The sequence below is a fragment of the Streptomyces sp. NPDC052109 genome, assembly GCF_040680195.1.
Lineage (GTDB): Bacteria > Actinomycetota > Actinomycetes > Streptomycetales > Streptomycetaceae > Streptomyces.
The window spans coordinates 144,179-156,445 of record NZ_JBFAWF010000010.1 but is presented as its reverse complement, the minus strand read 5'-3'; the positions used below and the strand labels follow the sequence as shown (position 1 = coordinate 156,445).

At 72.2% G+C, this 12,267-nt stretch carries 13 protein-coding genes; 5 read left to right on the top strand and 8 right to left on the bottom strand.

The window, feature by feature from the left end:
* Positions 1-10: 10 nt before the first annotated feature.
* Entirely contained in the window at positions 11-928 is a 918-nt protein-coding gene (locus tag AB0L59_RS21750; RefSeq protein ID WP_365586063.1) for an SDR family NAD(P)-dependent oxidoreductase, read from the bottom strand.
* Between the two features lie 86 nt (positions 929-1,014).
* On the opposite strand from AB0L59_RS21750, the gene AB0L59_RS21745 reads away from it, so the two are divergent.
* On the top strand, positions 1,015-1,941 hold the full coding sequence (locus tag AB0L59_RS21745; protein ID WP_365586061.1) for a cyclase family protein: 927 nt from the start codon (positions 1,015-1,017) through the stop codon (positions 1,939-1,941).
* A gap of 252 nt (positions 1,942-2,193) precedes the next feature.
* Here the strand turns inward: AB0L59_RS21745 and AB0L59_RS21740 are convergent, their stop codons facing one another.
* The 5 genes from AB0L59_RS21740 to AB0L59_RS21720 form a co-directional block, all read right to left on the bottom strand.
* Positions 2,194-2,700, bottom strand: coding sequence for an ATP-binding protein (locus AB0L59_RS21740; protein WP_365586059.1), 507 nt, complete (start codon positions 2,698-2,700; stop codon positions 2,194-2,196).
* A gap of 3 nt (positions 2,701-2,703) precedes the next feature.
* On the bottom strand, positions 2,704-2,841 hold the full coding sequence (locus AB0L59_RS21735) for a hypothetical protein (protein WP_365586056.1): 138 nt from the start codon (positions 2,839-2,841) through the stop codon (positions 2,704-2,706).
* Positions 2,842-3,238: 397 nt separating this feature from the next.
* Positions 3,239-4,105, bottom strand: a complete 867-nt coding sequence (locus tag AB0L59_RS21730) for an acyl-CoA dehydrogenase family protein (RefSeq protein WP_365586055.1) — start codon at positions 4,103-4,105, stop codon at positions 3,239-3,241.
* Between the two features lie 2 nt (positions 4,106-4,107).
* Positions 4,108-5,241 (bottom strand): acyl-CoA dehydrogenase family protein, encoded by a 1,134-nt coding sequence (locus AB0L59_RS21725; protein WP_365586052.1) that lies wholly within the window; start codon positions 5,239-5,241, stop codon positions 4,108-4,110.
* A complete protein-coding gene (locus AB0L59_RS21720; RefSeq protein ID WP_365586050.1) occupies positions 5,241-6,434 on the bottom strand; it encodes an amidohydrolase family protein in 1,194 nt (397 codons plus the stop codon). The genes AB0L59_RS21725 and AB0L59_RS21720 overlap by 1 nt, the downstream gene beginning before the upstream one ends.
* Positions 6,435-6,538: 104 nt before the next feature.
* Between AB0L59_RS21720 and AB0L59_RS21715 the strand changes: the two genes are divergently transcribed.
* Both AB0L59_RS21715 and AB0L59_RS21710 read left to right on the top strand, forming a co-directional pair.
* A complete protein-coding gene (locus tag AB0L59_RS21715) occupies positions 6,539-8,047 on the top strand; it encodes an AMP-binding protein (RefSeq protein WP_365586047.1) in 1,509 nt (502 codons plus the stop codon).
* Positions 8,048-8,125: 78 nt separating this feature from the next.
* On the top strand, positions 8,126-8,764 hold the full coding sequence (locus AB0L59_RS21710; RefSeq protein ID WP_365586045.1) for a DUF6518 family protein: 639 nt from the start codon (positions 8,126-8,128) through the stop codon (positions 8,762-8,764).
* An 80-nt stretch (positions 8,765-8,844) separates the two neighbouring features.
* On the opposite strand, the gene AB0L59_RS21705 is transcribed toward AB0L59_RS21710, so the two are convergent.
* Together AB0L59_RS21705 and AB0L59_RS21700 are read right to left on the bottom strand one after the other, a co-directional pair.
* Positions 8,845-9,357, bottom strand: coding sequence for a dockerin type I domain-containing protein (locus tag AB0L59_RS21705; RefSeq protein WP_365586043.1), 513 nt, complete (start codon positions 9,355-9,357; stop codon positions 8,845-8,847).
* 162 nt (positions 9,358-9,519) lie between these two features.
* Positions 9,520-9,900 (bottom strand): STAS domain-containing protein, encoded by a 381-nt coding sequence (locus tag AB0L59_RS21700; RefSeq protein WP_365586041.1) that lies wholly within the window; start codon positions 9,898-9,900, stop codon positions 9,520-9,522.
* Positions 9,901-10,236: 336 nt separating this feature from the next.
* Between AB0L59_RS21700 and AB0L59_RS21695 the strand changes: the two genes are divergently transcribed.
* Positions 10,237-10,806, top strand: coding sequence for a sigma-70 family RNA polymerase sigma factor (locus AB0L59_RS21695; RefSeq protein ID WP_365586038.1), 570 nt, complete (start codon positions 10,237-10,239; stop codon positions 10,804-10,806).
* Positions 10,803-12,197, top strand: a complete 1,395-nt coding sequence (locus tag AB0L59_RS21690) for an MDMPI N domain containing protein (RefSeq protein WP_365586036.1) — start codon at positions 10,803-10,805, stop codon at positions 12,195-12,197. Before AB0L59_RS21695 ends, AB0L59_RS21690 begins: the two co-directional genes overlap by 4 nt.
* The last annotated feature ends 70 nt before the right edge of the window (positions 12,198-12,267 follow it).

Genomic DNA, 12,267 nt, shown 5'->3' with positions numbered 1-12,267 from the left:
GCGTCCCGGACTACCGGGCGTTCGGCCTGGCCCCACTTCGCGCCGCCTTCTCCGACGCCGCCAACTGCTCGAGCATCGGCATCGGATCGACCCCCACCGACCCCGGCAGAAACTCCGCGATCCGCTCCGGCGTCCAGGAAGAGCACTCGGCGAACGCGGCGCGCAGCTCACGCGGCTGCGCCCACACCGCGATCTTCGGCCCGGCGATGGTGTACACCTGCCCGGTGATCCCCTGCTCCGCGGCCCCGTCGGACAGCAGGTACACCACCAGCGCGGCCACGTCCTCCGGCTCGCCGATCCCGGTCAGCTCCATCGGGACGTTCGCCGACATCCGCGTGCGTGCCACCGGCGCCACCGCGTTGGCGGTCACGCCGTACTTGTGCAGACCGAGCGCCGCGCTGCGGACGAGCGAGATGATCCCGCCCTTCGCGGCGCTGTAGTTGGCCTGGGACACCGACCCCTGGTGGTTGCCGCTGGTGAAGCCGATGAGGGTGCCGGAGCGCTGGGCCCGCATCACCGCGGACGCCGCCCGGAAGACGGTGAACGTGCCCTTGAGGTGGGTGGCGACCACGGGGTCCCACTCCTCCTCGGTCATGTTGAAGAGCATGCGTTCGCGCAGGATCCCGGCCACGCACACGACCCCGTCGAGCCGGCCGTACGCCGACAGCGCCACGTCGACGACCCGCCGGCCCCCCGCCATCGTGGAGATGTCGTCGGCGACCGCGACCGCCTCCCCGCCCGCCGCCTCGATCTCCTTGACCACCGCCTCGGCGACCTCGCTCGTGGGCGAGGCGCCGTCCACGGCGACGCCGTAGTCGTTGACGACGACCTTCGCCCCCTCGGCGGCGGCCGCCCGCGCGACCGCACGGCCGATACCGCGTCCGGCGCCCGTCACGGCGACGACCTTTCCTGCCAAGAAGTTCCCCACGCCCGGCCCCTTCCCGCGGTTTCTGACGGACCGTTAGATTTTATGGCGCGCCGGACGCGCGGACACAAGCCCCGGGGAGGCACCGGATGACACTGCCGGAGGAGTTCCACGAGATCGCCAAGCGCGTGAACAACTGGGGGCGCTGGGGGGCCGACGACGAGATCGGCACGCTGAACCTGATCACCGACGATGTCGTGCGCCGGGCCGCCGCCGAGGTCCGCACCGGCCGCCGCGTCCCGCTCGCCCTCCCGCTCCGCCAGGACGGGGTGCAGACCGGGATGATCCCGGGCCGGGTCAATCCGCTGCACACGATGGTGCAGATCAACCAGGAGCTGTTCGGGCCGGGCGCGGTGGCGTGCAGCGACGACGCGGTGACCATGGGCCTGCAGGCGGGCACGCACTGGGACGCGCTCACCCATGTCTCGCACTCCGGGAAGCTCTACAACGGCCGCCCCGCGCACACGGTCACCGCGCACGGCGGTGCCGAGTTCAGCGGGATCGACACGGTGCGGCACGTCGTCACGCGCGGGGTGCTGCTGGACGTGGCACGCGCGCGTGGCGTCGACCGGCTGGAGGGGGGCCACGCGGTGACGCCGGAGGACCTGGAGCGGGCCGAGGAGTTCGGCGGTGTGCGGGTCCGGTCCGGCGACATCGTGCTGGTGCGGACCGGGCAGGTGCAGGTGTATCTGGCGGGGGACAAGCACGGGTACGGCTATCCGTCGCCGGGGCTGTCCATCCGTACCCCGGAGTGGTTCCACGCGCGCGATGTGGCGGCGGTCGCGAACGACACGCTCACTTTTGAGATCTTTCCGCCCGAGTTGGAGGATCTGTGGCTGCCCGTGCACGCCCTGGACCTGGTGGAGATGGGGATGCTGCAGGGCCAGAACTGGAATCTCGAAGAGTTGTCCACAGCCTGTGGACAAGAGGGGCGGTACGCCTTCCTGCTGTCGGCGATGCCCGAGCCCTTCGTCGGCGCGACGGGGACACCCGTGGCACCCGTGGCCGTTCTCTGAGAACGCCCGCACCGGACCGGCAGGCGGCGCGCCTCCCCACCGTCGCGCGCACGCGCCGCCCGCCCTGTGCGACCCACACTCGGCGAGGGCCGCCGTCACCCGGGCCCTCGCCGTCCCCTCGCGGCGAATCGTCGCCCACAAGCGTGTTCAGAACGTCACGGGTCGTCAACGCCGGTACGGGCATTTGTTACGTACGCCCTGTTCGCGGCACCCGCGCACGGATGCACCCCCGGCGCACCACCGCGCCGGGCGCTACACCGCCTCGAAGGCGAGGCCCTCGTACGCGGACAGACCGCTCCCGTACGCCATCGCCGCGCTCTGGCCGGGCTGTGAACAGCGGTCCAGTTCGCACCAGATGCTCTTGCCGGCCCCTTCCGGGCTCCAGCCCCAGCGATCGGCCAGGCAGTCCACGAGAGCGAGGCCGCGGCCGCCCGTGGCGTCGCCACCGGCGCAACGCGGCACGGGGGCGCGGGAACTGCTGTCGGCCACCTCGACGCGCACCGTGGCCGCCGTGGGCGCCTCCGCCACCTCGGCCACGCCGTCCGCCGCACCCGGCAGGGAGAGCCGCAGCACGGCCGCGTGGCCGGTGTGCACCACCGCGTTGGTCACGAGCTCGGAGACGAGCAGGATCAGGGTCTCGGCGAGCGGCTCGTCGGCCGCTATCCCGAGACCGGCGAGCCGCGAGCGGGCCCACCTCCTCGCCCGCCCCACCTCCGTGGGATCGGGCCGGATCTCCAGCTGCACTTGAAGCACCTGCACCGCTCACACCATCCGAACCGGCGGACACATGACCCCACGCCACCCGGCCACCACGGCTGCCGAGGCCGCGGCGACGATCACGAGGGCCACGATCGTAGCCATTTTCTGCATGGCCAGAACAACGGCCAGAGCAAGGGTCACGGAACGTGATTCCCTTGGGAGACAGCATGGTTGACGTACAGTCACCCCAACAAGCGCTTCGGGCATATTCCAGCGCGAAGGAGTACGCGTAAGGCATACTGTGCGACGCTCATGCCGGGGAGTCGAACAGGCGACGGCCAAAGCCTTTACCGCCTGGCGAGCAGCGACGCGCACCGCACGGCCCGGCACCGCCCCAGGGGCATCGCCGGCCCGGCTCGTGCTCGCAGCCACTCGCATCCCACACAAGGTACCGGAGGGGACACCCGACTCCGGGCCGTGACGAGTCCCGCGAAGGACACAACCAGATATCGACGCTCCGTGACACCGGCGCGCCACGATCCGCAACATCCTGGGCCAATGCTTTTCCGCCGACGCAGCCCAGAGCACCGCCGGTGGTTCAGGCCGCCAGTCCTGCGGCGAGCAGTTCCTCACTCTCCGTGCGCCCGCCACCCCGCCGGGCCCGTACCCAGGCCCGTTTCACGTGCAGATGCACATCCGCCTCCCAGGTGAACCCCATGCCGCCGTGCACCTGGAGACAGTCACGGGCCCCGTGTACGGCGGCCTCGTCGGCGAGCAGCCGGGCGGCGGCGATGTCGGACGGGTCACCGGTGACGGCGGCCGCGTAGACGGCGACGCGCGCGGTCTCGGCCCGCACCAGCAGGTCCGCGCACAGATGCTTGACGGCCTGGAAGGCACCGATGGGCTGCCCGAACTGCTCCCGGGCCCGGGCGTGTTGCACGGCCAGCTCCCGCACCCGTAGGGCGGTGCCGAGCTGTTCGGCGGCGGTCAGGAGGGCGGCTTCGGCATCCATGGGGGCGGGACCAGGCACTCGGTGCAGGGGCGTGAGCGGGTCCAGCGAGCGCAGGGGGGCGGCGCCCGATACGTCCCCGAGCACCACGTCCGCCGCGTCCAGCCACTCCACGAGATCCCCGTCGACGGCCGCCACCACCGTCTCCCCGGTGGCCGCGCCCGGTACGGTCCCGGCCGCCAGGTGGGAGGCGACGAGCGGACCGGGCAGCAGGGCCCGGCCCGCCTCCTCGAAGACCAGCACCGCCTCCGGCAGCCCCAGCCCGACCCCGCCGTGCGCCTCGGGCAGCCGCAGGGCGAAGAACCCGGCGTCCCCGAGCGCCCGCCACAGCTCCCGGTCCAGCCGGCCGGGCGCGTCGACGGCCGCCCGCAACGCCTGCCGTCCGAACCGCCGGCCCAGCAGCTCGCGTACGCCCGCCTTCAACGCCCGCTGGTCGTCGGTGAGTCGAAAACGCACGATCATCTCCCCTTCGGCAGGCCCAGGATGCGTTCGGCCACGATGTTGCGCTGGATCTGCGAGGTGCCGGCGGCGATCGTGTACGACAGGGAGGACAGTCGGTCGAGGACCCACGGCCGGTCCAGGTCGAGGCTGTCCGGGCCGAGTACGTCGGCCGCGGTGTCGTACAGCTGCTGACGGACGTGCGAGTAGCGGAGTTTGAAGACCGAGCCGCCGACGCCCGGCACCCCGCCGCTCGCCTCCGCCTCGCTCACGTTCCACTGGGTCAGCCGCCACAGGGCCCGGAGCTCCGCCTCCAGGCGGCCGAGCCGGCGTCGTAGCGCCGGATCGTCCCAGCGGCCGTTCTCCCGTGCGGCGCGGGCCAGTTCGCCGAGCACCCGGCGGCAGGCCACCACCTCGCCGGCGAACGCCGTGCCACGCTCGAAGGACAGGGTCACCATGGTCACGCGCCAGCCGTCGTTCTCCGCCCCGACCCGGTGGGCGGCCGGCACCCGGACCTCGTCCAGGAACACCTCGGCGAACTCCGCCGACCCGGCGAGCGTGCGCAGGGGCCGTACGGTGATGCCGTCGGCGTCCATGGGCATCGCGAGCCAGGTGATGCCCCGGTGCTTCGGCGCTTCCGGGTCGGTGCGGACGAGCAGTTCGCACCAGTCGGCGACCTCGGCGTGCGAGGTCCAGATCTTGGACCCGGTGACCACGTAGTCGTCGCCGTCGCGCCACGCACGCGTGCGCAGCGCGGCGAGGTCGGACCCGGCGCCCGGTTCGCTGAACCCCTGGCACCACACCTCCTCCCCGCGCAGGATCGGCGGCAGCCAGCGCACCCGCTGTTCGGCAGTGCCCTCGGCGGCGACGGTCGGGCCGGCGTGCAGCAGGCCCACGAAGTTCGCCCCCACATAGGGCGCCCCCGCGCGCTCGGTCTCCTCCAGGAAGATCAGCCGGGTCGTCGGCGAGGCGTCCCAGTGGACGTCGGCGTACCCGGCGTCGTACAGCATCTGCTGCCAGCCGAGGTCGTACGCCCGGCGCCCGGGCCAGTCGTCGGCGGACGGCTTCGGGGGCAGCGTGGGCAGCACCTTGGCGAGCCACTCGCGCAGGCGGGCCCGGAACTCGTCCTCTGCCGGCGTGTACGACAGGTCCACTAGCGGTCCAGGTCCAGGCCGAGCATGCGGATGGCGTTGCCCCGCATCAGCTTGTGGACGGTCTCGTCGTCCAGGCCCTTCACATGGTCGAGGGCGACCTCCTTGGTGTGCGGGAAGGTCGAGTCGACGTGCGGGTAGTCGGTCTCGAAGGTGGCGTTGTCGCGGCCGACGACGTCGATCGACGCGACGCCGTGCTTGTCGCGGAAGAAGCAGCAGAAGATCTGCCGGTAGTAGTACGTCGACGGCGGCTCCGGGATCAGGTCCCGGACCCCGCCCCAGGCGCGGTGCTCCTCCCAGACGTCGTCGGCGCGTTCCAGGGCGTACGGCACCCAGCCCATCTGGCCCTCGGAGTAGGCGAGTCTGAGCCGCGGGAACTTCACCAGGACGCCGCTGAAGAGGTAGTCCATCATCGAGGCCATCGCGTTGTTGAAACTGAGCGAGGCCTGGACGGCGGGCGGGGCGTCCGGGGAGGCGGCGGGCATCTGCGAGCTGCTGCCGATGTGCATGTTGACGACCGTGCCCGTCTCCTGGCAGACCGCGAAGAACGGGTCCCAGTAGCCGGAGTGGATGGAGGGCAGGCCGAGATGGGTGGGGATCTCGGAGAACGTCACCGCCCGTACCCCGCGCCCGGCGTTGCGCCGGATCTCCGCGACGGCCAGCTCGACGTCCCACAGCGGGATCAGGCACAGCGGGATGAGCCGGCCCCCGCTGTCCCCGCACCACTCCTCCACCATCCAGTCGTTGTAGGCCCGCACGCAGGCGAGGGCGACCTCCTTGTCGTGCGCCTCGGCGAAGGTCTGCCCGCAGAAACGGGGGAAGGTCGGGAAGCAGAGGCTGGCCTCGACGTGGTTGAGGTCCATGTCCTTCAGGCGCTCGGCGGGGTCCCAGCACCCCGGGCGCATCTGCTCCCGTGTGATCCCCTCCAGCGTCATCTCGTCGCGGTCGAAGCCGACGGCGGCGATGTTGCGCTTGTACGGGAACTTCAGGTCCTCGTAGATCCACCAGTCCGTGGGCTGGCCCGCCGGGTCCATGGTGATCTGGTACTTGCCGCCGACGTACGCCAGTTCGCCGATCCCGGCGGTCAGCGGCTTGGGCCCCCGGTCCCGGTACCTGGCGGGCAGCCAGGTCTCGAAGAGGTGGGCGGGCTCGATCACATGGTCGTCGACGCTGATGATGCGGGGCAGTTCGGTCATGGTTCCCCTCCGCGTTCCCCTCCACCGGGACAGTGCTTATCTGATGGATCGTCAGATAGCATGGCACCTGACGGTTCGTCAGCCAAGCCAGTCAGGGGGCATACGTGAACGAGACCCCGCACTCCCTGGGCTCCGCCGGCACGCTGTGGGATCTGGCCGCCCGCCGCGCCGCCCTCACCCCCGACCGGCCGGTCCTCCTCCAGGGGGACCGCACGCTCACCTTCGGCGGCCTGTGCGCGCGTGCCGAGCGGGTGGCGGCCGGCCTGTACGACAGGGGCGTGCGCCCCGGCACGGTGGTCGCCTGGCAGCTGCCCACCCGCATCGAGACCGCCGTGCTGTCCTTCGCGCTGGCCCGCCTGGGCGCCGTGCAGTCCCCTGTGATCCCCTTCTACCGGGACCGCGAGGTCGGCTTCGCCCTGCGCGAGTCGAAGGCGGAGTTCTTCGCGGTGCCGGGCGTGTGGCGCGGCCACGACCACACGGAGATGGCCCGACGGCTCGGCGCGAGGGGCGTCTTCGAGGCGTACGACGATCTGCCCGAGGGCGACCCGTCCGTCCTCCCCGCGCCGCCCGCCGAGGGCACCTCGGTCCGCTGGATCTACTGGACCTCGGGCACCACCTCGGACCCCAAGGGCGTGCTGCACACCGACCGCTCCCTGATCGCCGGCGGCGCCTGCCTGGCCCACGCCCTGCGCCTGACCCCGGACGACGTCGGCTCGATCGCCTTCCCGTACGCCCACATAGGCGGCCCCGACTACATGGTGATGCTCCTGCTGTACGGCTTCCCGGCGGTGATGTTCGAGCACTTCGCGCTACCGGAGGCACTGGCGGAGTACCGGCGGCACAAGGTCACGGTGGCCGGCGGCTCCACGGCCTTCTACTCGCTGTTCCTGGCCGAGCAGCGCAAGCACCCGGGCGGGAAGGTGATCCCGTCCCTGCGCCTGCTCGCGGGCGGGGGCGCGCCCAAGCCGCCCGAGGTCTACCACTCGGTGGTCCGCGAAATGAAGGTCCAGCTCACCCACGGCTACGGCATGACCGAGGTCCCGATGATCACCATGGGCGATCCGCGGGACACCCCGGAGAACCTGGCCGCGACCGAGGGGCGCCCGCCGGCCGGCATGGAGATCCGGATCGTGGAAGGCGAGATACGGCTGCGCGGCGAGGCCGTCTGCCGGGGATACCTGGACCCCGCCCAGACGGCCGTCGCCTTCGACGCCGACGGGTTCCTGCGCACCGGCGACCTGGGCCGGGTGACGGACTCCGGCCACCTGGTCATCACCGGCCGCCTGAAGGACGTGATCATCCGTAAGGGCGAGAACGTCTCGGCCAAGGAGATCGAGGACCTGCTGGCCGCGCATCCCGCGGTCGCGGACGTCGCGGTGATCGGGCTGCCGGACGCCGAACGCGGGGAACTGGTCTGCGCGGTCGTCGAACGGCTGTCCGGTGCCGCCGAGTTGACCTTGCCGGAGACCCGCTCGTACCTGCGCTCGGCGGGCCTGTCCGTCCACAAACTGCCGGAGCGGCTGGAGGTGGTGGCGGCCCTGCCCCGGAACGACACGCTGCGCAAGGTCCTCAAGTACAAGCTCCGAGAGCGGTTTTCGAGACCGCGCCCTTAGCACCATCGCCCTCCCCTCCGGGGAGCCGGCCCCGGCTCATATACACCACGCGTATACATCGCGTGTATAGTCGGCGCCATGGCTGCCGTGACCGCGTCCCGTCGCGACGAGCCCGTCACCGTCCTCACCGCGACCGCGGCCTTCGGGCTGCTGCTCGGGTGGGCGACGTACGGCCTGCACGGGACGACACCTCTGCTGGACCGGGTGACCAACTCGGTGTCCACCTGGATCATCTGGACCGCGGCGGCCGGTGCGCTGATCCGTGCCCGGCCGCTCGCCGTGTGGGGCGGTGCGTCGATGATGCTAGCCACCTGCGTCGGCTACTACACGGCGTCCGCGCTCGGGCACACCTTCGGAGCCGGAGGTCTCGGCACCGCCGCCGTGTGGTCGGCGGCCGGGCTTGCCGGGGGGCCGCTGCTCGGGTGGGCCGGGTGGACGGTGCGGCGCGGGCGGACGCACCTGAGGGCGGTGGCCGGGGCGGTCATCGCGACGGTCGTACTGGGAGAGGCGCTCTGGATGGGCCTGGCGCTGCACCACTGGGGAGAGGCCGCCGCGTTCCTGGCCGCCGGCGCGCTGATCACCGCGCTCCTGACCGGCTACCTGGCGCGCGCCGGAGCGGACCGCTACTGGCTGTGCGCCGTGCTCGCCCCCGTGGGCGGGTTCGCCTTCTATCTCGCGGAAAAGGGCATCCTCGACGGCCTGCTCGGCTCGGTGTGACACCGCTCGCCGCCGGTCCCCGCGAACCGGGGCTCACGACCCCGCGACCGCGGCACCGTACGCGCGGCCGCTCGCGCCCGCTACTCCGCGACCGTGAAATAGCGGGCGAAGGCCTGGATGACGTCCGTTTCGGTGACGGTGCCGTCGCCATCGGCGTCGAGGGCCGCGGCGGTGGCGTCGGCGATGCCGGCCGGCACGTGCAGGACGCGCAGTGCGCGCGCGGCGTCGGTCACCGTGACACGGCCGTCCGCGTCCGGGTCCGCCACCGCGAGGGCCGCGTGCAGGAAGGGGCGGGCGATCTCGGCGAAGCGTTCGGGGTTGTCGCGCAGTCGCTTGACCGCGCCGGTGACGAACTCCTCGCGGGTGATCCGCTGGTCGCCGTCCCGGTCGGCGATCCCGGCCATGCCCTGCCAGAACGCCTCGGCGCCGGCGTACAGCGCCTGCCCCTTGTCGGAGCGCGCCGTCACGGCGAACTCGGCGAGGAGGGCCTGGGCCGCCGCGTTGAAGTCCGCGCGGTCGATCCAGCCGTTGCCGTCCTGGTCGAAGCCGGCGAACCGGGCGGCGATCCTGCGCTCGTACTCGGTGCTGACCATGTCTGTTCGTGCCGCCTTACCTGTGCGTCGTACATGCGTGACTGACCTGGCAGGGAGCGTATGACGCGGGTGGCCGTCGGGTGACGGAAATCCGGCGTTTGTGCCAAGACCGGGGGAATTCTGCGACAACCGTGTGGCCTTGTCGCGAAGGCGCGGCGTCGTTCAGGCGGAGAGCGGGCCCGCTTCTTCCGCCGTCGCGGACTCGACGTCGGGGCGCACGTCGAAGAGACGGCGCACGCCGAGCGCACCGAGGACCCGGTTGACGTGCGAGCCGTCGTCGGCCCCCCGGTCGGGCAGGATGAGCCGGAGCCGGCCCTGGCAGGAGCGGATCAGCCGACGGGCGGCGACGAGCACGCCGACCCCGCTGGAGTCGCAGAAGAACACCTCGGAGAGGTCCACGACGAGGCTGTGATGCCCCTCGGCGACGGCGTCGTGCACACGTTGGCGCAATATCGGTGATGTCATCAGGTCCAGCTCCCCGGCCACCCGGAGCACGGCCCACTCGCCCTGTTCGGCGTCGGTCACATCGAAAGCCACGGCCATGCCCCTCCGTTCGCGGGAACTCCCGGAACCGCCCGGAAACGGAAGCAGTTCCTACGCTTGCTTCCGCGCGGCTGCCCAGCGGCCGTTCCCTGAAACGTGGAGCAACAAACTAGACGTGATCGACAAGGGGGTTGTTTCGGTCACTATCGATCCTGTTCGATCAGAGACGCACGCAACTTGTGTGAAGGTTATGTGAAGAGGGCACTATCACCTGCGGCGCCTCCGGGGGCGCACATTGACACAAAGGGGCGTGCGCTGTCAGAGGTGCCGACTACATTCGAGATGACGGAGCAGACACGCTGGACGGGCCGGACACGGGTGAGGGGAGGGGACCGCATGGCCAGGAAGGACGTACCGCCCCGCTGGGACCGCAAGATGCAGCAGCGGCTCGCCCGCGGAGAGGCGGCCGCCCTGGGCGAGCTGTACGACCGCTTCGCCTCGCTGGTACACGGCCTGGCCCACCGCGTCCTCGGTGACGAGAAGGCCGCCGACACCCTCACCCGCGAGGTCTTCGCCCACCTCTGGGAGCACCCCGAGACCTACGACCCGAAGAAGGGTCCCCTGCGCACCTGGGTCGCCGGGGTGACGCACCGGCTGGCCGTGGAGCGGCTGCGGGACAGCGAGACCGCCGCGCTGCCGCGGGGCGGCGGCTCCGTGGCGGAGCTGGAGCGCAAGGTGCGCCGCGCCTCGGTCGCCGCCCGCGCCGACTACATCGTCCACTCCATGCCCGCCCCGCTGCGCGCCGCCCTCGACCTGGCCTACTTCCAGCGCCGCGACTACCGCCAGACCGCCGTCGACCTCGGCGTCACCGAGGACGAGGCCCGCCGCCGGCTCCGCCTCGGCCTGCAACTGCTCTCCACCGCCCACGACGCCGGGACACCGCCGGGACACGGAGGTGCGCTGTGAGCGGAGCGGGACGGTTCGAGGCACCCGACGAGCACGGGGACCAGTATGGGGACGAGCACGAGGGAGAAGAGGGCCGCGAGGGGCGGCGGGACGAGGGTCGCGAGGGGTACGGGGGCGCCGGCGGCGGCTCCGGTCAGGGCCCCGGCGGAGTCGACGGCGCCGAGCCGGACCGTCCGCCTCGCATACCCACGCCCCGCGCCTCCGTCGAGGACAGCGGGCTTCCCCTGCCCCGCCTCGCCGACCTGGGGGACCTCGCGCCGGCGCCGCTCGACCTGCCGCACGACGTCCTGAAATCGCTCCTCGGCGCCTGGGCGCTGGCCGCCTGCTCGGCCGCGGAGACGGCGGCCGTCGAGGACCACCTGGGCTCCTGCGGAGGCTGCGCCGACGAGGCGCGCCGGCTGCGCGAGGCGGTCGGACTGCTGCACCAGCCGGAGAGCCTGGATCTGGACCCGGGGCTGCGCACCCGCGTCCTGGAGAGCTGCCTGGAGCGCCGACCACCCCGCGTCCCGGTGCCGGAATGGGCGGCGGCGTACGACGCGGAGACCGCGCGACTGGACGCCCTGCTGCAGGACTTCGGGGACGCGGAGTGGCATGCTCCGGTGCGGTTGCGGTGGTTCGAGGCCGACACACCGCGGAGTCGGCGTACGACCGTGGCCGGGGTGATCGCGCACCTGCTGTCCGTGGACGGGCTGATCGCGGTCGCACTCGGCCTGGAGGACCCGCTGACCGACGTCATCGGGGCGGCGGAGCAGCACGCGGTGGGCCCGTCCGGGCGCACCGAGGCGTTCTGGCGGACCTCCCACTTCCCGCCGACCCGCTCGGTGCGGGGGCCCTGGCGGGAGCAGAGCCACAGCCTGGTGCGGACGGTGTCCTTCACCGGCGGGCACGCGGGCGGACTCGCGGTGTCGTACGGCGACTTCGAGCTGCCGCTGCACGACGCGTTGCTGGACCGCGCCTTCGAGTGCTGGGTCCACGCCGAGGACATCGCGGACGCGGTGGACTATCCGTACCCGCCGCCCGCGCCGCGCCACCTGAACAAGATGATCGACCTCGCGGCCCGCATGCTTCCCGCTGCGCTGGCCAGACGCCGACGGACCGGGCTGATCTCATCGACCCACGGCCGCCACCTCAGCCTGGCCGGCGAGCCCGGCCGCAGCCTGCGGCTGGAGATCGAGGGCGTGGCGGGCGGCGAGTGGCTGATCCCGCTGGACTCACCGGCGGCGGTGGCCTCCGCGGACCTCGAGGTGGCCCATGTGGCGCTGGACGGCGTGGAGTTCTGCCGTCTGGCCGCGGGCCACGTTTCACCGGAGGACGCCGCCGTGGGACAGGTGGGCGACCGGGAGGCGATCAGGGACGTGCTGTTCGCCACGGCGGGGTTGAGCCGGATGTAGGGGGCGCGGCGGTCTCGTGGACCGCCGCGGGCCATCGGCGGCTTGTCACGCAGCCGATCGACGGCCGAAC

What these genes read in the sequence shown, in the direction of transcription:
- AB0L59_RS21705 (WP_365586043.1), bottom strand. Translation starts at nt 9,357, where the DNA reads ATGGTCAGCACCGAGTACGAGCGCAGGATCGCCGCCCGGTTCGCCGGC.
- AB0L59_RS21700 (WP_365586041.1), bottom strand. Translation starts at nt 9,900, where the DNA reads ATGGCCGTGGCTTTCGATGTGACCGACGCCGAACAGGGCGAGTGGGCC.
- AB0L59_RS21710 (WP_365586045.1), top strand. Translation starts at nt 8,126, where the DNA reads ATGGCTGCCGTGACCGCGTCCCGTCGCGACGAGCCCGTCACCGTCCTC.
- AB0L59_RS21695 (WP_365586038.1), top strand. Translation starts at nt 10,237, where the DNA reads ATGGCCAGGAAGGACGTACCGCCCCGCTGGGACCGCAAGATGCAGCAG.
- AB0L59_RS21745 (WP_365586061.1), top strand. Translation starts at nt 1,015, where the DNA reads ATGACACTGCCGGAGGAGTTCCACGAGATCGCCAAGCGCGTGAACAAC.
- AB0L59_RS21720 (WP_365586050.1), bottom strand. Translation starts at nt 6,434, where the DNA reads ATGACCGAACTGCCCCGCATCATCAGCGTCGACGACCATGTGATCGAG.